The organism is Achromobacter sp. 1012554356, from assembly GCF_059760815.1.
The window spans coordinates 31,878-49,385 of record NZ_JCBANC010000013.1; the positions used below are offsets into that span (position 1 = coordinate 31,878).

The 17,508-nt window shown below is 62.9% G+C and carries 14 protein-coding genes and 2 tRNA genes; 5 read left to right on the forward strand and 11 right to left on the reverse strand.

Features of this window, described 5'->3' with window-relative positions; translation table 11 throughout:
• Window positions 1-7: 7 nt before the first annotated feature.
• Window positions 8-1,000: a Bug family tripartite tricarboxylate transporter substrate binding protein gene (locus tag AC6LJW_RS08665; RefSeq protein ID WP_498086979.1), complete on the reverse strand. Its 993-nt coding sequence runs from the start codon at window positions 998-1,000 to the stop codon at window positions 8-10.
• Window positions 1,001-1,052: 52 nt separating this feature from the next.
• Window positions 1,053-2,150, reverse strand: coding sequence for a mandelate racemase/muconate lactonizing enzyme family protein (locus tag AC6LJW_RS08670; protein WP_498086980.1), 1,098 nt, complete (start codon window positions 2,148-2,150; stop codon window positions 1,053-1,055).
• A 107-nt stretch (window positions 2,151-2,257) separates the two neighbouring features.
• Between AC6LJW_RS08670 and AC6LJW_RS08675 the strand changes: the two genes are divergently transcribed.
• Window positions 2,258-3,214, forward strand: a complete 957-nt coding sequence (locus AC6LJW_RS08675; protein WP_056559830.1) for a LysR family transcriptional regulator — start codon at window positions 2,258-2,260, stop codon at window positions 3,212-3,214.
• Between the two features lie 5 nt (window positions 3,215-3,219).
• Here AC6LJW_RS08675 and AC6LJW_RS08680 read toward each other — a convergent pair whose 3' ends face one another.
• Window positions 3,220-4,014, reverse strand: coding sequence for a MetQ/NlpA family ABC transporter substrate-binding protein (locus tag AC6LJW_RS08680; RefSeq protein WP_056559832.1), 795 nt, complete (start codon window positions 4,012-4,014; stop codon window positions 3,220-3,222).
• Window positions 4,015-4,201: 187 nt separating this feature from the next.
• Between AC6LJW_RS08680 and AC6LJW_RS08685 the strand changes: the two genes are divergently transcribed.
• Window positions 4,202-5,275 carry a DUF6817 domain-containing protein gene (locus tag AC6LJW_RS08685; protein ID WP_498086981.1) on the forward strand — a complete coding sequence of 358 codons (1,074 nt, stop codon included), beginning with the start codon at window positions 4,202-4,204 and terminating at the stop codon, window positions 5,273-5,275.
• A gap of 7 nt (window positions 5,276-5,282) precedes the next feature.
• Here AC6LJW_RS08685 and AC6LJW_RS08690 read toward each other — a convergent pair whose 3' ends face one another.
• The 5 genes from AC6LJW_RS08690 to hemA form a co-directional block, all read right to left on the reverse strand.
• Window positions 5,283-5,843, reverse strand: a complete 561-nt coding sequence (locus AC6LJW_RS08690) for a UbiX family flavin prenyltransferase (protein WP_056559835.1) — start codon at window positions 5,841-5,843, stop codon at window positions 5,283-5,285.
• 7 nt (window positions 5,844-5,850) lie between these two features.
• Window positions 5,851-6,177: a Grx4 family monothiol glutaredoxin gene (gene grxD / locus AC6LJW_RS08695; RefSeq protein ID WP_056319914.1), complete on the reverse strand. Its 327-nt coding sequence runs from the start codon at window positions 6,175-6,177 to the stop codon at window positions 5,851-5,853.
• A gap of 266 nt (window positions 6,178-6,443) precedes the next feature.
• Window positions 6,444-7,277 carry a peptide chain release factor N(5)-glutamine methyltransferase gene (gene prmC / locus AC6LJW_RS08700; protein WP_498086982.1) on the reverse strand — a complete coding sequence of 278 codons (834 nt, stop codon included), beginning with the start codon at window positions 7,275-7,277 and terminating at the stop codon, window positions 6,444-6,446.
• Window positions 7,278-7,287: 10 nt separating this feature from the next.
• Window positions 7,288-8,370: a peptide chain release factor 1 gene (prfA, locus tag AC6LJW_RS08705; RefSeq protein ID WP_056559838.1), complete on the reverse strand. Its 1,083-nt coding sequence runs from the start codon at window positions 8,368-8,370 to the stop codon at window positions 7,288-7,290.
• A gap of 85 nt (window positions 8,371-8,455) precedes the next feature.
• Entirely contained in the window at window positions 8,456-9,730 is a 1,275-nt protein-coding gene (gene hemA / locus AC6LJW_RS08710) for a glutamyl-tRNA reductase (RefSeq protein ID WP_056559840.1), read from the reverse strand.
• Window positions 9,731-10,054: 324 nt separating this feature from the next.
• Here hemA and AC6LJW_RS08715 point away from each other — a divergent pair.
• The 3 genes from AC6LJW_RS08715 to AC6LJW_RS08725 all read left to right on the forward strand — a co-directional run bounded on the left by AC6LJW_RS08715 (window position 10,055) and on the right by AC6LJW_RS08725 (window position 10,859).
• Window positions 10,055-10,130 (forward strand) — tRNA-Phe (locus tag AC6LJW_RS08715).
• Window positions 10,131-10,261: 131 nt separating this feature from the next.
• Window positions 10,262-10,337 (forward strand) — tRNA-Phe (locus AC6LJW_RS08720).
• Window positions 10,338-10,355: 18 nt separating this feature from the next.
• Complete coding sequence (locus AC6LJW_RS08725) at window positions 10,356-10,859, forward strand: 50S ribosome-binding protein YggL (RefSeq protein WP_498086983.1); 504 nt, start codon at window positions 10,356-10,358, stop codon at window positions 10,857-10,859.
• Window positions 10,860-10,985: 126 nt separating this feature from the next.
• Here AC6LJW_RS08725 and AC6LJW_RS08730 read toward each other — a convergent pair whose 3' ends face one another.
• From AC6LJW_RS08730 to AC6LJW_RS08740, 3 genes are read right to left on the reverse strand one after another with little or no spacing between them, the layout of a single operon-like run.
• Window positions 10,986-14,087: a type I restriction endonuclease subunit R gene (locus AC6LJW_RS08730; RefSeq protein WP_498086984.1), complete on the reverse strand. Its 3,102-nt coding sequence runs from the start codon at window positions 14,085-14,087 to the stop codon at window positions 10,986-10,988.
• 2 nt (window positions 14,088-14,089) lie between these two features.
• A complete protein-coding gene (locus AC6LJW_RS08735; RefSeq protein WP_498086985.1) occupies window positions 14,090-16,207 on the reverse strand; it encodes a DUF4357 domain-containing protein in 2,118 nt (705 codons plus the stop codon).
• A gap of 27 nt (window positions 16,208-16,234) precedes the next feature.
• The gene (locus tag AC6LJW_RS08740) at window positions 16,235-17,461 is read right to left on the reverse strand and encodes a restriction endonuclease subunit S (RefSeq protein WP_498086986.1); all 1,227 of its coding nucleotides are present in this window, start codon (window positions 17,459-17,461) and stop codon (window positions 16,235-16,237) included.
• Window positions 17,462-17,508 lie beyond the last annotated feature (47 nt).

Consider the following 17,508-nt stretch of genomic DNA (forward strand, 5'->3'; position numbering starts at 1 on the left):
CGCAGTCCTACTCGGCCTTGATGTTGCCGCGCTGGACGACGGCGGTCCACTTGGCCACGTCGTCGCGGATGCGCTTAGCGAACTCCGCCGGCGTGCTGCCGACCGGCTGAAAGCCCAGCCCGGCCAGCTTGTCGCGCAGCGCGCCGTTGCGCACGGACTCGCCCAACGTCCGCGACAGGCGTTCGATGATCGGCTCGGGCACGCCGGCCGGCGCAATCACGCCGAACAGCGGCGAGATATCCACACCCGGCAGCCCCGCCTCGGCAAACGTTGGCACGTCTGGCAACTGGCTGGTGCGTTGCGGACTGGTGACCGCCAGCGCGCGCAGCTTTCCGGCCTTGATGTGTTCGAGCAGCGTTGGCACGGTGGCAAAGCCAAACTGCACCTGGCCGCCCAAGAGGTCGGTGATCACGGTGCCGCCGCCGCGGTACGGCACGTGCAGCACATCCACGCCCGCCTGCTGGCGCAGTTGCTCGCCGGCCAGATGCGGCCCGCTGCCCACGCCGGCCGACCCGAACGACAACGTGCCCGGCTGCGACTTGGCCAGCGCCAGGAACGACGCAATGTCGGTCGCCTTGACCGACGGGTGCACCACCATGACGAAGGGCGCCGTCGCCATCAGCGAGATCGGCGCGAAGTCCTTGATGGCGTCGTACGGCTGGCGGTCGCCCAGCAGCGCGGGATTGATGGTGAACGTGGAGTCGACCATGCCGATGGTGTAGCCGTCCGGCGCCGACACCGCCAGCGCACGCGTGCCGATCGTGGTGCCGCCACCGCCGCGGTTTTCCACGACAAAGGGCTGGCCCAGCGCCTCGGCATACACCTGACCCGCCATCCGGCCCAGCGTGTCGGTCGCCGCGCCCGGCGGGTACGGGATATACAGGCGGACCGCCTTGTCCGGGTACTGCGCGGCGCGTGCCGCGAAGGACCACGGCAACACGGCGGCGCCCGCTGCCATGGCGGCGCTGTTGATCAGAAACGCTCTGCGCGATGGGTGCATGTCTTTGTCTCCTGGTTCATGTTCTTTGCGGCCTCTGGGGGCCTGTGGTGTTTCAGGCGCTGTACTGGCCCTCGGCAAGTTCCGCCTCCGGATCCGCGCCCAGTCCCGGGCCGTCCGGCACGTTGACCCAACCGTCCTCGATCGGCACGCGCTTTCCGTACGGCACGTGCGCCAGTTCGACATATAGGCGTTCCAGCGATACCTCGGCCTGCTGCGCGGCGATCAGGTGCAGGCTGGCGAGATAGCCAGGGCCAAAAAACGCTACCTGCGGCGCGCAGATGACGCTTGAGTCCGAGCACTTCTGCGCAATCCGCCACGCGGCGGTCAAACCCAGTTTGATGACGCTGGGCTGCACGTATTGCGCCGCTTCCGTGTCCACTACGCGCTCCAGGTCGGTGGCGCTGCTGGCGTTCTCGCCCACGGCCAGGGGAATGCCGCAGGTCTGCTTCAAGCGGGCCAGCGCGCGATCGTCTTCCGGCGGCCACAAGGGTTCTTCGATCCAGAATGGATCATGCGGACGCATGGCCGCGATGGCGGCTTCGGCTTCGCCCGGCTGCCAGGCGCAGTTGGTGTCCACCATGATCGGCACGCCGGGTCCCGTGCTACGGCGCACGGCGGCCAGCGCGTCGGCGGTGCGCTCGTGCAGCTTGATCTCGGTATAGCCTTCGTTCAGCGCGCGCGTGGTCACGGAGTCCAGGCGTTCGGCGTTGCCGTAATACTGCAGCAAAGACGCATACACGCGCACCCGCTCGCGGCGCTTGCCGCCTAGCAACGCATACAACGGCACCCCCGCGCGCTTGGCGCGCAGGTCCCACAGCGCGATGTCCAGTCCGGCCAGCGCGTGCACCACCGGGCCGGACCGCCCCAGATTGTGCAGCGTGCGCTGCATGCCCGGCAGCAGGGTGTCGTCGTCCGCGTCGCGCCCGCAGGCCAGCGGCGCGATCAGCGTCTCGAAGATGGCGGGCAAGGCGCGCGGCTCCACGCAATACGACTCGCCCCAGGCCACCGTGCCGTCTTCGGTCTGCACCCGCACCAGCGCGCTGTCCAGCTTGTCGCGCGGGCGGCCAGCAAACAGGGGCGACGGGCTCCAGTGATGGAACGGCAGGCGCAAGGGAATGCAGGTGACGGAAACGATAGTGTTGGCGGGCATGGCAGTGTGGCGTCGAGATGCGGAATGCAGGATGCGATGGGCTATTCTGGCGGCCGCGCGTTCATATGGTCAAATAGATGAATTGACTATTTCCATATGAATTCCATATGTTCAATCGGCGAGAACTTCTGCTGCTGCGCGCCATGTACCGGCTCGACACCGTCACCGCCGCGGCCGCCTCGGTCAACATGACGCAGCCCGCCGCCAGCGCGCTCTTGCGCGACATGGAAACGCGGCTGGGGTTTGCGCTATTCAGCCGCGAGAACCGGCGGCTGCACCTGACCAGCCAGGGCCGCGCACTGATACCCGAGGTGCTCAATGCGCTGGCCGGCATCGAGGCCGTGGACCGGCTGGCCGTCGACATCCGCCAGGGCGCTCTGGCGCGATTGGACGTGGGCGCCGTCGCCATCGCCGCGTCCAGCCTGCTGCCCCCGGCCCTGGCCGGCGTGCGCCGCGCGCATCCGGCGGTGGCCGTTACCGTGCGCGCCGGCACCGCGCTGGAAATCATCGAGATGGCCGTGGACCACCGCATCGACCTGGGCATCATCATCGGCTCGCCCCCGGATATCGACCGCGTGTCCAGCCTGCGACTCGCCCCGTTGGGACTGCATGCGGTCATGTCCAAGGACCATCCGTGGGCGAAGAAAGCCACCCTGACGCTGGACGAGGTGGCCGAGGCGGGGCCGATCGTGCTGGCCCCCGCCCTGCCCGCCGGCCGCGCGACGCGCCAGGCGCTAGAGGCGCGCGGGCTGCCTTATCGGCCGATCATCGAAGCGGCGCAGTCGTCAGCCGCGTGTGCGCTCGCTGCAGAGGGGCTGGGCGTCGCCATCGTCGAAAGTCTGGGCGCGCATTACGCCGAACGCCAGGGCCTCGTGGCGCGCCAACTGCTGGCGCTGGAGGATCCGGTGCTGGCGGTGGTGTGGTCGCGCGACCGGGCCATGAGCGCGCCGGCGCAGTTGTTGCAGGCGGGCTTGGAGGAAGAGGTTCGGACGTGGCTCGCGCGCGCGGATGCGCGGGCTGACGGACGCCAGACGGCGCGCGACCGGCGTCGCAAACCTCGCTAGCAGGCTTACCAGGAGGTCGTGTAGGCGCCGGGGAACTGCTTGGCGACAAAGGCTTTCACCTCGTCGGACTGGTAGGCCTTGATGAAGCGCACAATGCGCGGATCGTTCTTGTTGTCCTCGCGCGCGGCGATGACGACGGGCGCGAACGGCGCGTCCTTGCTTTCCAGCACCAGCGCGTCCTTGGCGGGCGACAGGCCGGCGGGGATCGCGTACGCCGAGTTCACGGCCGCGGCGTCCACGTCCTTGAGCGAGTGCGGCAGTTGCGCGGCCTCGATTTCGACGAACTTCAGGTTCTTCGGGTTCTCGGCGATATCGAAGATCGACGCCGTCACCGTCACGCCGTCCTTCAGCTTGATCAGCTTGGCGGCCTGCAGCACCAGCAGCGCGCGGGCGCCGTTGGTCGGATCATTCGGGATGGCCACCTTGCCGCCTTGCGGCAGGTCGTCCAGCGACTTCACGCGCTTGGAATAGATGCCCATCTGCTGCACCACCGCGGTCGCCACCGGCACCAGCTTGTACCCGCGCGCCTTGTTCTGCGACTCCAGGAAAGGCTTGTGCTGGTAGATGTTTACGTCCAGCTCCTTGGCGTCCAGCGCGGCGTTCGGCTGGATGAAGTCGCTGAACTCGATCAGCTTGACCTTCAGGCCCTGCTTGGCGGCAACCTGCTGCACGACTTCGCCGATCTGCGCGTGCGGGCCGACCGTGACGCCCACTTTCAGCTCGGCGTCCTGCGCCATCGCCGAGGTGCCGGCAAATCCAAGAATGGTGGCGAAAACGGCGAGGGAATGGCGAAGGCGCATGGAAGTCTCTACAGGTTTGAAAGATTGAGGGTTCGAACAATGCACCCGGATTCTAGTAAGGCCGCTTCAAAACCGGAAGCGATCAATATTCATATTGATATGCGGATTTCGATATAAACACCGCGATGACAGCGCCGGCGCATGCGGACACAATAGAGCCTGCTTTCATCCACCCGACCCGCCAACCATGTCCACAACCCCCGAACTCCATCCGCACGCGCGCGCGCTGCTGGCCGATCACTACGCCGCCGTCGACGCCGACCTGCCCGTCCTGCTCGACCTGCTGTTCGCGCGCAGCGCGGGCGAAGACTGGCACAAGGCCGGCACGTTCAAGCATCACCTGCTGGGCGTCTACCGCACGCTGACGCTCTGGAACCAGCCGCGCGAAGTGCGCATCCTGGGCCTGTTCCATAGCGTCTACGGCAACGAATACGTGGACCTCACCTTGTTTGACCGCGAACGCGAGCGCAACACGCTGCGCGACGTGCTGGGCGCCGAAGCCGAGGAATGGGTCAGCCTTTTTTGCGCGATGCCGCGCACGCGATTCGTGCAGGCCATCCTGCAAGGCCAGGGCACGGGACCGGAAGGGCTGACGCTGGAAGGCGCCGATGGGCAGGTCTTTACCTTCACGCCGCGCCAGGTCGCGGCGTTCACCGTCGTGTCCGCCGCCGACATCGGCGAGCAATGGCATAGCTGGCAGGACGAGATTTTCGCGGGCTATCCGCAGCAGCAGCGCCGCGACCTGAAAACGAACTGGGCCTCGTCGTTGTGGCCCGGCCCGCTGAAACCGCCGTCGAACATCCTGTCGATGCTGTCGCATCTGCTAGCGCCGCTCTCGCGCATGCCGCAGGACACCAGCATTCCCATCCCGCCCGCCTTTGACAATTGCCGCGCCACGCTCAGCCCGCGCGACGAAGCGGCGGCCAGCGCGCTGTATTGGCAGGTCATCACCCGCATGCACCCGCTAACCGAAATGGACAGCGCGCGGCACATGCTGGAGGCGGCAGTCGAACACAACCCGTGGGTCGGCGAGCCGCGCCTGCTGCTGGCGCAACTGGCGCTGACGGCTGGCGACTTCGAGGCCGCGGAGCAGCACGCTGCCGCGGGACTGGCCGCGCTTCAGGCGTGGGGCACCGCGTGGGACAAACGGATTGAATGGGCCGGATGGATGGCCTGGGCGCGCATCGAACTGCAAAATGCCCGGGCGCGCAAATGGCCGGAAAACCTGGCCGCACTGAACGGAATGGGCCTGGTGGAATAACGCCCGCCTACGTCCCTTCCCAGTGCGGACCGGGCACGACGATGTCGAACAATTCCAGGACGCGGGCCACGGTGTGGTCCACCATTTCCTCGATGGACGCGGGCCGGTGATAGAACGCCGGCAGCGGCGGAAACACGATGCCGCCCATTTCGGTCACGGCCGTCATGTTGCGCAGGTGAGCCAGATTGAACGGCGTCTCGCGCACCATCATCACCAGGCGGCGGCGCTCTTTGAGCGTGACGTCGGCGGCGCGCGTGATGAGGTTGTCGGACAGGCCATGCGCCACTGCCGCCAGCGTGCGCATGGAACACGGCACGATCACCATGCCCGCGGTCTGAAACGCGCCGCTGGCCAGCGTGGCGCCCACGTCGCGCACGCTGTGCACGTGGTCTGCCAGCGCATAGACGTCCTGGCGGCTGACATCGAGCTCGTGCTTGATGTTCAGCACGCCAGAGGCGGACACCACCAGATGCGTCTCGACGTCTTCGACGTTGCGTAGCGCCTGCAGCATGCGCACCGCGTAGAGCGCGCCGGTGGCGCCCGTGATGCCGACGACGAGCCGCCGCATGATGGCGTTAAGCCGTGGCGCCGGATTGCTCCAGCAGCGTCTTCAGTTCGCCGGACTCGTTCATTTCATTCATGATGTCCGAGCCGCCGATGAACTCGCCCGACACGTACAACTGCGGAATGGTGGGCCAGCTGGAGAATTCCTTGATGCCCTGGCGGACTTCGTCGTCCTCGAGCACGTTGACCGTGACCAGCTTCTTCACGCCACAGCCTTTCAGGATTTGAATGGCCTTGCCGGAGAACCCGCATTGCGGGAACTGGGCGGTGCCCTTCATGAACAGCACGACGGGGTGCTGGGTAACGGTTTCGCGGATGAATTCTTGAACGTCGCTCATGGTGGTCTCTTGGACAGGCAAAACGGAATGGGTCAATTATAGGTACAGCCGGGAAAAGCGCCCGATTACCCGGGCGCGGCGCCGGTATATCCGGGGCAAACGCAACAACACGTGTCGGACCGGGCGAGCCGCGCGGGAAGGTGTCAGACACCCGGGTGACGGCGCGGCAACCTGAACGGGCATATCCAGGGTGTCAGACACCAGAGGCCCGGGTGCTGACACCCCGACGAGAGGTTCTATGCCTTGAACGGGCGCATCGCGGGGTGTCAGACACCTGCGATCGGCAAACGCCCGCCCGAGATCCGCTCGATCCCCGCCAGATCCCGCCGGCTGTGGACGTCTGCAAACCCGGCCTGGCGCAGCATGTCGCGTACCTGCTCCGCCTGATCCCAGCCATGTTCCATCCAGAGCGAGCCGCCCTGTTTCAGGTGGGCGCCAGCGCCCTCGACAATGCGCGCCAGATCCTCCAACCCGCCCGCGCCATCCGTCAGCGCCCCACGCGGCTCAAAACGCACGTCGCCCTGCTCCAGGTGCGGATCGTCGCTGGCCACATACGGCGGATTCGACACGATCAGATCAAACCCCTCGCCGGCAGGTACCGCCTCGTACCAGCTTCCTTCCACAAAGCGCACCGCAGCCGTCAGATCCCAGGCGTTGGCGGCGGCCACGGCCAGCGCGGCCGGGCTGACGTCCGACGCCATGACCCGCGCGTCGCGCCGCGCCAGCGCGATCGACACCGCGATCGCGCCGCTGCCCGTGCCCAGGTCCAGCACCATCGGCCCGGTGACGCCATCGATGCATTCCAGCGCGGTTTCCACCAGCACCTCGGTATCGGGCCGCGGAATCAGCACGTCGGGCGTCACCCGGAACCGGTGCCCCATGAATTCGCGATGGCCCAGCAGGTAGGCCATGGGCTCCCCGGCCAGCCGGCGCTGCGCCAAGGCCTCATACGCCGCCGCCACCTCCGGCGCCAGCGCATCGGTGTCGTGCGCCAGCAGCCACGCGCGCGGCTTGTTCAGCACGTGCTCCAGCAGCATGCGGACCTCCAGGCGCGGCAGCCGCGCGTCGAGCAGCAGACTCTTGATCTGAAGCGCGGTCATGGCGTCGGCCTTAAATATCGTCGCCCAGCGCTGCAAGCTGCTCGGCCTGATGCTCGGCGATCAGCGCGCCGGTCAGTTCCTCGAGGTCGCCTTCCATGATCTGCTGCAGCTTGTACAGCGTCAGGTTGATGCGGTGATCGGTCACGCGGCCCTGCGGATAGTTGTAGGTGCGGATGCGCTCGGACCGGTCGCCCGAGCCGATCAGGCTCTTGCGCTCGGCCGCTTCCTTGCTCTGGCGCTCGCGCTCTTCCTTGTCCTTCAAGCGCGCAGCCAGCACCTGCATGGCCTTGTCCTTGTTGCGGTGCTGCGAACGGTCGTCCTGGCATTCCACCACCAGCCCCGTCGGCAAGTGGGTGATGCGCACGGCCGAATCGGTCTTGTTGATGTGCTGGCCGCCCGCGCCGCTGGCGCGGAAGGTGTCGATGCGCAGGTCGCTGGGATTGATGACGATCTCCGACATCGCGTCGGCTTCGGCCATGATGGCCACCGTGCAGGCCGACGTGTGGATGCGGCCTTGCGCCTCGGTCGCCGGCACGCGCTGCACGCGGTGCGCCCCCGATTCGAACTTCAGCCGGCCATACGCGCCGTCGCCGTCGATGCGCGCGATCACTTCCTTGTAGCCGCCCAGCTCGGACGCGCTTTCCGACATCAGTTCGACGCGCCAGCCGCGCTGTTCGGCGTAGCGCGTGTACATGCGCAAGAGGTCGCCGGAGAACAGCGCGCTTTCGTCGCCACCCGTGCCCGCGCGGATTTCCAGGAACACGCTGCGCCCATCGTTGGGGTCGCGCGGCAGCAGCAAAAGCTGCAGCGCCGCTTCCAGCGTTTCCAGCTTGCCGCGCCCTGACTTGATCTCTTCCTCGGCCATGGCCTTCATGTCGGGCTCGGACAACATCTCCTGCGCGGTCGCGATGTCTTCCTCGGTGCGGGCGAACGCGGTGAAGGCTTCGACCACCGGGTCCAGTTCGGCGCGCTCGCGGGAAAGCTTGCGGAAGCGGTCCATGTCGGACGCGGTTTCCGGTTCGGCGAGCAGGGCATCGACCTCGATCAGGCGATGGCACAAATGCTCCAGCCGGCTGCGCATGGAAGATTTCATGAGGGGAAGACCAAGAGAGAAAACAGAAAAAGCGGGCGCCCACGAAGCGAACGCCCGCCATGAGGCGGGACGTGGGGCAACGCCGCTAACGGCGGGAGTCGCGGCCGGGGAAGAGGCGCGGCATCCAGGCAAGCAGTTGCTTGCGATCGTCGCCTTCGCTGCGGTTCAGCGCCGCAAGCGGGCCGTGCAGGTACTTTTGGGTCAGGCCGTGCGCCAGTTGCTCGAGCACGGCTTCGGGCGATTCGCCCCGCGCCAGCAGACGGCGGGCGCGTTCGAGTTCAGCGGCACGGACGTCTTCGGCGGCCTGGTGCAGGTCGCGGATGACGGGCACCACTTCGCGGGACTGCATCCAGTGCATGAAGCCCTGGACGCGGGTTTCGATGATGGCCTCGGCCTGCACCACCGCGGCGCGGCGCGCGTCGGTGCCAGTCTGCACCAGCCGGCCCAGGTCATCCACCGAATACAGGTAGACGTCGTCCAGGCGGCCGACTTCGGGCTCGATGTCGCGCGGCACGGCCAGATCGATCATGACCATCGGGCGGTGACGGCGCAGGCGCGTAGCCCGTTCAACCATCCCCAGGCCGAGGATGGGCAGGGAGCTTGCCGTACAGGAAACGATGACGTCGAACTCGGACAGCCGCTCGGTCAGGTCGGACAGCTTCATCGTGCTGGCCGAGAAGCGGTTGGCCAGCAGTTCGGCGCGCTCGGCCGTGCGGTTGGCCACCACCATGCTGCGCGGACGTTGCGCGGCAAAGTGCGTGGCGCACAATTCGATCATTTCGCCCGCGCCGATGAACAGCGTGCGGGCCTGGTCCAGATTGCCGAACACACGCTCGGCCAGGCGCACCGCGGCGGCGGCCATGGACACGGATTCGGCGCCGATGGCGGTCTGCGACCGGACTTCCTTGGCGACCGAGAAGGTGCGCTGGAACATCTGATGCAGCAGCGTGCCGAGCGATCCGGCTTCGCCGGCGGCGCGCACTGCATCCTTCATCTGGCCCACGATCTGGGTTTCGCCCAGCACCATGGAATCGAGGCCGCTTGCCACGCGGAAGGCGTGACGCACGGCGTCGTCTTGATGATGGCGATAGAGGTGCGGGCGCAGCGTGCCGGCGTCCAGACGGTTGTGTTCAGCCAGCCAGGCGGGCAACTGATCCGCCACGTGGCCGTCGGCCGCGCAGTAGATCTCGGTGCGATTACAGGTGGACAGGATGGCGGCTTCGCGGACAGAGCCGCCAAATGCCGAACGCAAGCCTTCGAGGGCGGGCTTGACCAGATCGACGGGCATGGACACGCGTTCGCGGACCGACACCGGCGCGGACGTGTGATTCAGACCGAAGGCAAGGACAGCTACCGACATGTGTGAGGGATGGCGGAAAGCCACCCGCGGCTAAGCGTTAAGTACTGCCACTATAAGAACAATGCGTCGCAGCCCGCTTGTCGCGCATCAAAGGTGCGAAAGCATCCGGCTGTAACAACAAAACCGCTGCTGATTATACTCCTGCGGGTTATCCCCAGGCCACTTCCGCCCCCGATTGCCGTCAGTTGACGCCTTTTCGTGCCGCGAAGCCAACAGTCTGCGGCAACGCCCGGGCAGCGAAACCGTGTTGCGCAGAAAAAAGTGGCACAACGCGGGCCCGGCTGGCACAAGCCTGAAAAATTGTGTATAGTTGCGGACTTCGTTGGCCTGGTAGCTCAGTCGGTAGAGCAGAGGATTGAAAATCCTTGTGTCGGTGGTTCGATTCCGCCCCAGGCCACCAAAAGCATTCGGGACTTCGGTTCCCACGAAAAACCCAGCCCTCGCGCTGGGTTTTTTGTTGAGTTTTTTGTGGGTGGCGGCGTGTGCGCCTCCACCTGTCCCGACATTTTGTGTATAGTGGCGGGCTTCGTTGGCCTGGTAGCTCAGTCGGTAGAGCAGAGGATTGAAAATCCTTGTGTCGGTGGTTCGATTCCGCCCCAGGCCACCAAAAATTCAGATCTTCGCCATGCCGGAGATCGTATCCCCAGCTCGGGATGCTGCTTGCCCGATAGCTAGCGGGCGAGAGTGCCGCGCCGACATCGCGGTCGTGCACCGCAGCGTACAAATTCCATCGCATCTCCCCGTCTTCAACGCCCGCGAGGTCTCCGTGCGTAAATATCGATCGATTGCCCCTGTAAATGGCCGCTTGCGCCGGCTCAACCGTCGCCAGCGCAAGAAGTTGCACGTCGGTGAATTCCAAGACTGTCTTTTCGAAGTTCGCGGGTCGCTCGTTAGCGACATCGATGATGGCGATGCGCTGCTCGATGCGTTCATCGCATGGATCGAAAGCTGCGATCTCTACTTTGCCGGTTACGTCGGTCGAGGCAGGATCGATGGCATGGTGCTCACCTCGGTGGGATCTCCAACTGAAGCACAGCGGCAATCTGTCGTCCGCTGGTTCAAGGAGCGCCCAGAAGTCGCCGAAGTCGAGGCAGGAGAATTCCGAGATGCCTTTTACGGCTATGAATAGGCATTAACCCACGCGCAGCTCGCGACCCATATCTGCAATTAAAAAGCCCAGCCACACACGGCTGGGCTTTTTGTTTGGAGCCGCCTATCGCATATTCCCTTCAAATCACGCAGCGGACGGAGGTACCTACGCGTTCACGCCCGGCGAACGGTTGCGCAAGGTCTCGTAGAGCTGCCCAGGTCCGAGCAAAATGTCTTTCAGCCCTTCGCGAACCTTGGCCGACCCGAGCGCCTGCGTACTCATCGTCTGGTGGGCTTCGAACGCATCCATAATCGCATCCAGCAATGCCTTGCCCAAATCCGGCGAATTGGCAAATTGCTCTTTGGTGTTGCTGGCCGCCTGCTGCGCCAGCATCTCGTTTTCCAGCAGCTTCCCTTTCAAGGCGCCGTTGACGTAAACGAGTTGATCCCCGTCGCTCAGCTCCCCTTCGAAGAGCCCATTGACCTTCTCGATGATTTCCGCCAAATAGGCTTGCTGCTTGTCCTGCAAGCTGCCACTGCCGACGGCATCCATCGGTGGCAAGGGATAGCTGCCGTCGGCGTTAAGCGTCATGGGCTGTTTGCCTCTGTCCTTTAGCGTGTGATGGGTGAGGACCACTTTGGAGAGGTCCACCGTATCGCGCTCCCTGCCGAACTCCAACAACGGAATAAGGCGCTTGTAGAACAAGAAACGCTTTTCGATACTCGTGTTGCCGTAATCAAAAATCTGGCTCAAGAAGGCGTAGAGACGCACATAGGCACCCATGTCATTCTTGAACAACAACAACGCATCCAATTGATCTTTCGCCGCTTTAGCGGCTTTGTCATCGTGCTTTTCTTCAGCAGCGACCTTCTCCTGCTGTGCCGCCTTGTACCGCTTGAGCAGACGATCCGCCACCGGCGCGATGGCGGCGTCGAGCTGCTTTTGCGTGCCGTTGGGATCAAGGTCGACCTGAGCTACGCGGTCCACCTCGTAATCGTCATAGCAACCGCTGGCATCCAGTTTTGCGCGCAAGTCATAGACCAGATGCGGGTCGGTCACGGCTTCCAACTCAGCCGTCTCATAGTACGTTTTGAAGGCTTTAAGAATGTCCCCCGGCTCGTTGACGAAATCGAGCACATAGGTCGTGTCTTTTCCGGGATGGGCACGGTTGAGACGAGACAAGGTCTGAACCGCCTGTATCCCGCCAAGCATCTTGTCCACATACATGCCGCACAACAGCGGCTGGTCGAACCCCGTCTGAAACTTGTTTGCAACCAGCAGCAGGTGGTAGCCCTGCCCTTTGAACACCTCCCGGATGTCGCGCCCGCGCAACCCAGGGTTGAGCAATTCGCTGGTTTCGGTGACAGGGTCGGGAAAGCTCTCGGTGTCACTCACTTCGCCCGAGAAAGCCACCAACACGCCCAGCGGATAGTTCTTGCTGGTGACGTAAGTCCGAATGGCCTTTTGCCAGCGAACAGCTTCGCGACGCGAGCCCACCACCACCATCGCCTTGGCCTTGCCGTCAAGCAGCGGTTGCACGTTCTCACGGTAGTGCTCAACGACGATCTGAACCTTACTGGCGATGTTGTACGGATGCAGGCGCACCCATTGCATCAGCCCTTTCATCGCCGTATTGCGCTCGACCTGTTTGTCGTCCCACTGCTGGCCATCGTGAGCGAGCTGGAACGCAAGTTTGTAGCTGGTGTAGTTCTTCAATACATCGAGGATGAAACCCTCTTCGATGGCTTGACGCATGGAATAGACATGAAAGGGCTGCGGCAAGCCATCCGGGCCCGGGCGGCCGAACAATTCCAGCGTCTTGCCCTTGGGCGTAGCGGTGAATGCAACGTAGGTCAGTCCCTTCGCTCCCGCACGCGCCTCCATCCCTGCGGCCAACAGCGCCTCAGTGTCAACTTCTCCACCATCCTGCAAATCCGCCCATTCCTGAGCCGACAACAGTTGCTTGAGTTTGGCAGCGGCTTCGCCTGTCTGCGAGCTGTGCGCTTCGTCAGCAATCACGGCAAAACGCTTGCCGTCGGTGGCAGCCAACTTCTGCACCTCTTGCAAGGCGAAGGGGAAGGTTTGAATCGTGCAGACGATGATTTTCTTGCCGGCCTTTAGCGCCAGACCGAGCTGAGCGCTCTTGCTACCGTGCTCGTTGGTTATCGTTTCGACAACGCCGGTGGTTCGCTCGAAATCGAAAATCGCTTCCTGCAACTGCGCGTCCAATACTGTACGGTCGCTGACCACCAACACGCTATCGAAAAGCTTTTGATGCTGCGCATCGTGCAAATCAGCCAGGAAGTGCGCCGTCCAGGCAATCGAATTGGTCTTACCCGAACCGGCTGAATGCTGAACCAGATAACGTTCGCCGGCCCCTTTCACAATCACGTCGGCGACCAACTTGCGGGTCGCATCCAGTTGGTGATACCGGGGGAAGATAACCATGTGCGGCTGCTTCTTATCATTGCGTTTGCAAATGAGATAGCGATGCAGGATGTCCAGCCAACTGTCACGAGCCCAAACCTCCTCCCAAAGGTAGGCCGTGGCGAATCCGTCCGGGTTGGGCGCATTGCCCGCGCCGCCTTCATTGCCCCGATTAAAGGGCAGGAAGAACGTGTCTTTGCCGACCAGCTTGGTCGTCATCATGACTTCGCTCTGACTCACTGCGAAGTGCACCAGCGCGCCACCAGGAAACGCCAGCAAAGGCTCCGGCATTCCCCCTTTGGGCTGCGGGTTACGGTCAAAGCGGTATTGGTCAACGGCGTCCAGCACACCTTGCGTGAAGTTGCTCTTCAACTCCGCCGTGGCAACCGGGATGCCATTGAGGAACAAAACAAGGTCCAGCTCATCCTTGGGATTGTTCGGTGAGTGACAGACTTGCCGAACAACTCGCAGCCGATTGGCCGCGTATTTCGCCTGGATGGCAGGATTGATCGCCAGTGCGGGCTTGAACTGCGCCAGTTCCAACGGCTCTTTCAGACCCAGCATCTCCACGCCACGGCGTAGCACGTCCAGCGTGCCGCGTTCATTCAGATTTTTGCGGATACGGTCGGCGAGAACCTGGGGCAGCGATGCGCCGTGAGTTTTTGACAGGCGCTGCCAGTTGTCGGGTTGCGTGGACTCCACCCAGGTCAATACATCGGGCAGGAACAGGCCGCTGGCGCGGTCAAAAATTGCTGCATCTCCTTCGACATGAAACCAGCCATTGGCAGCCAGGTAGGCGCAGATTTCTGACTCGAAATGAACTTCCCGATGCAAAGTCATACTCAGACCTCGGAGCGGCCCGAAGCCGCTTGGTTTCCGGGCAGATTGTCCTGCCAAGCCGCGTATGTGATGGTGGTCCCCTTCAACCGCCAGGTGATTCGGCCGTTGTCCGTGCGTCCGAGGATAGTGGCCGATGCCGCGCTCGGGCTCTTGAAATCTGTGTCGCTAGTGAAGACCAAATGAGTTCCGTCGGAGGACGTCTTGAGAGCTCCCGAACTTCGCAAGTCTTCACGCAACTGAAGGTAGGAATGCGCCTGACCAGACCACTCGAGCTTAGCTTGCGACCCAGCCAGGACGGTGAAATCTGCGCCGTTCTCCCTGGCTGCGGCGGCGATGCCATGGCGTGAGCTTTCAAGCTCGAAGACTGCGGCGTCACCGGCATCCTCCAGTTCCGCCATCAAGGCTTCGGCAAGCGCCGCCTTACTCTTGCGATCCTGAAGGCGCCAATGTGTCTCCAGCCTGGCAAGCAGAGTTTCCTGACGATGCTGCATGACATCGGCGGTCCAGTTGTCGTGCTGCAGAACCTGCGTGGTCAGCGCAAACGCACTTGTTCCGCCCTTGGTGAAATAGGCCGACTTCTTCCAGCCAAAGTCGCGGTTGCTAGCCGCGCTGTTCTTCCTCCGGCTCAGTAGGGCGAGATTGCCAAGTCGATGAACCCACAATTGATGCGCAGCCTTGTCTGGAACCCACGTGGCCCACTGGCTATTCGGCGCTGGCTGTTGAGGCATGACATGTTCGACAGAGATCACGTCATGCTGGTAACTGGCACTGCCATCGGACAATAGGTTGTCAACCCGCAGCAACAGCAAAGCCAATGCGCGCGACGAATGGGTCTCATACAGCGGACCGCTAAGCGCAGAGTAAGTCTGATGTTGCTCCTCTTGGGACAACTGCAGCGGGGAAGTCGCAAGCGACAAGTCCATCCCCGCCTCAATGCCCTTAGTCAGAGCCGAAAACCGCTCGATGCGATCGTTGACGCCAGTCTTGCGCGCCAGCATCGAGTAGCCCAGCCGTTCCAAATCGCCGAAGAAGCCCAGCACGGCCATGGGACGTTGGCGATTCCGAACGAAGAAGGCCAACGCAGGGGGCACCCAGTCCTTGAACTCCAAGCGGTTCAGCCACCGGAGGCACTCATTCACCTGCTCAGCGTGGTGCGTGCTGGCATAGTCGGCATCGCGCAGCTCGCTGAAAGCTCGGGCCATGGGTAGCAAGACCTCCTCCACAAAGGTCTGCGGCTGCTTGACCGGAACAACATGTTCCTTGAATTCCTTGAGCAGCGTGCCCTGCGGCTTGGCTTTGCGATAGACCATTCGAATGTGGCTGAACAGGTCGCCGAACTCGTCTCGGCCGAGGGCATCTTCTTCGTCTTCCCATTTTTTTGTGTAAGCATCACGCAATGCGGGCGCAATGCCGCCGATGATTTCGGCTTTAAGGATGTCGGTGGCACTCAGATCCAAGCCGCGGCTGTTCAGCACCCCGAAAATGCGATACGCGGAATCCAGGTCTGGCGTTGCTACGGTCACGAGGTAGCACCGTGTGATGACGAACTGCACCAGACGCACCAGTTCCGCCTGGGACAGCTTGGCAAGCCCGTCCGCGAACACCTGGGCGTTAGCACGCAAGCGGCTTTGCGCCTCGGATAGAGGAGTGTTGACCAGGGCCAATGCCTGCAGACCGTTTTCGTGTTGCACGTACTGACGGAAGAAGTCTCGGTCGCGCTCGCGCAAAAGCAGACGATAACGGGCCTGTGTACCCTTGACCAAGTTACCCTTTTCATAGATGCAGCCGGTGATGTCCTTCTGCAGTTCGTCATCAGCGACCGTGGCTCGGATGGCGGACAGCAACAACGTCAAGGTCGTCAGCCGCTGCTGGCCATCCACGACGGTAGCTTCAGGGGTGGACTCGGACTTGATGAGCACGATGCTGCCCAAAAAATATGGGGCTGCTTCGCTAAGTTGAATCGGAGCTGCGGCTAGGGCTCCAAGAAGGTCATCGAGCAGCTCCTGCGCCTGGTCTCGGCCCCAAGCATAGGGCCGCTGATAGCCGGGGATAGTGAATACGTAGTCGTCGCTGAAGACTTTGGCGAGCGACTGTTCTTTAGCGGTGAGCGTGTGAGTCATTGCATCTACCTAGATTTTTAACTTTTGTTAGGAGTGCCGAACGTCGATTTGGCCGGTGACGGCGGCGGCGATGAGGGCGCTGCGGCGTTCCTTCAGCAACGCAACCGCGTGCGCAGCGACCGCGGCCAATTCCTTTAGCCGCGCCATTTCAGCATCAAGGAACGAGGCGATTTCGACCTGTTCCTCATGCGGAGGTTTGGGGAAGCGATATTTGCGGAGCTGCTCGCCCGTCAAGTGCGCAATCGTCGACTGTCCTTCGCCAGCAAAAGCGCCGGCATTCGCCGCCCAAGCAAATGTATAGAACATGTACCGGGGATGCTCGCCATGACAAATGGCGCGAAGGCGATGTAACGCCTTCTGAAAACCCACAATCGCGTCTCCGACGAATGCGACGGCCGCGCGTCCAACCTCCCCTCCTTCGCAGACAAGTAGGTCGCCATCGTGCAGGGTGTACCTGTCGTATTCGCCCGGCGCGATGTCCATGCAAGGCAACTCGTCAAGGTTGATTGAGTCCCACTGCACATCGACATTGCGAAGATAGGGTACAGAGTGCGCACCCGTTATGCGGCTCGCATCGAGCATCTTTCCCAGTTCCGCGCTGTAGCGCAGATATAGCGGTGGTAGCGTCCAATGCGACGGCACCTCCTCCAGCCACGCCACGCCGGAATTCTTCATCGGGACCTTGGGGTCCAGGCCTTTGGTGACGGCGTGGGAGATGGTGGCCTGGCGCTTCTCGGCCGTCAGGGCGATGAGTTTTTCCTGCTCGGCAATCAGCGCGTCGATTTTGGCGGTTTCGCGGTCGAGGAAGCTTGCGATGGCCGTCTGGGCTGCGCGTGGTGGGACTGGTACGCATATGCGGATTAAGTCTGAGGCGTTGATGGCAGGATAACTAACGCCCTCAGAACGGCTAATGACTTCGTCAATAAACCCGGTTGCTTGCAGTGCATACTTGCCAAACCCAGACGCGAATTTCGCATTTGGACGAACGACTGCAAACCCCGTAGAAACCACGAGATTAGCGAGCGGATTGACGACAGGCGCAATTGCCTTTAAGTAAGTGCGAACTGTGGAAATCAACACATCGCCGTCCTGAACCATCCGGCGAGCGCGCGACGGGGCCTCACCAAACTGCATCCGCTCCGTGCGTTCAATCCCCTTGCCTAAGCTGACGCTTCCGATGTCGACATACTCTATCTCGAAACTCGGGTCAGTTGACTCGGCGAGAACGTCGGCATTGACCGTGGAGACCGACATGAGCCGCATCTCGGCCCAATCAGACGGTATGCGTCGCAGCCAACTAC

What these genes read in the sequence shown, in the direction of transcription:
- AC6LJW_RS08680 (WP_056559832.1), bottom strand. Translation starts at nt 4,014, where the DNA reads ATGCGCCTTCGCCATTCCCTCGCCGTTTTCGCCACCATTCTTGGATTT.
- prmC (WP_498086982.1), bottom strand. Translation starts at nt 7,277, where the DNA reads ATGACCGCGCTTCAGATCAAGAGTCTGCTGCTCGACGCGCGGCTGCCG.
- AC6LJW_RS08670 (WP_498086980.1), bottom strand. Translation starts at nt 2,150, where the DNA reads ATGCCCGCCAACACTATCGTTTCCGTCACCTGCATTCCCTTGCGCCTG.
- AC6LJW_RS08740 (WP_498086986.1), bottom strand. Translation starts at nt 17,461, where the DNA reads ATGTCGGTCTCCACGGTCAATGCCGACGTTCTCGCCGAGTCAACTGAC.
- AC6LJW_RS08675 (WP_056559830.1), top strand. Translation starts at nt 2,258, where the DNA reads ATGTTCAATCGGCGAGAACTTCTGCTGCTGCGCGCCATGTACCGGCTC.
- AC6LJW_RS08730 (WP_498086984.1), bottom strand. Translation starts at nt 14,087, where the DNA reads ATGACTTTGCATCGGGAAGTTCATTTCGAGTCAGAAATCTGCGCCTAC.
- AC6LJW_RS08735 (WP_498086985.1), bottom strand. Translation starts at nt 16,207, where the DNA reads ATGACTCACACGCTCACCGCTAAAGAACAGTCGCTCGCCAAAGTCTTC.
- AC6LJW_RS08690 (WP_056559835.1), bottom strand. Translation starts at nt 5,843, where the DNA reads ATGCGGCGGCTCGTCGTCGGCATCACGGGCGCCACCGGCGCGCTCTAC.
- grxD (WP_056319914.1), bottom strand. Translation starts at nt 6,177, where the DNA reads ATGAGCGACGTTCAAGAATTCATCCGCGAAACCGTTACCCAGCACCCC.
- hemA (WP_056559840.1), bottom strand. Translation starts at nt 9,730, where the DNA reads ATGTCGGTAGCTGTCCTTGCCTTCGGTCTGAATCACACGTCCGCGCCG.
- AC6LJW_RS08665 (WP_498086979.1), bottom strand. Translation starts at nt 1,000, where the DNA reads ATGCACCCATCGCGCAGAGCGTTTCTGATCAACAGCGCCGCCATGGCA.
- AC6LJW_RS08725 (WP_498086983.1), top strand. Translation starts at nt 10,356, where the DNA reads ATGCCGGAGATCGTATCCCCAGCTCGGGATGCTGCTTGCCCGATAGCT.
- AC6LJW_RS08685 (WP_498086981.1), top strand. Translation starts at nt 4,202, where the DNA reads ATGTCCACAACCCCCGAACTCCATCCGCACGCGCGCGCGCTGCTGGCC.
- prfA (WP_056559838.1), bottom strand. Translation starts at nt 8,370, where the DNA reads ATGAAATCTTCCATGCGCAGCCGGCTGGAGCATTTGTGCCATCGCCTG.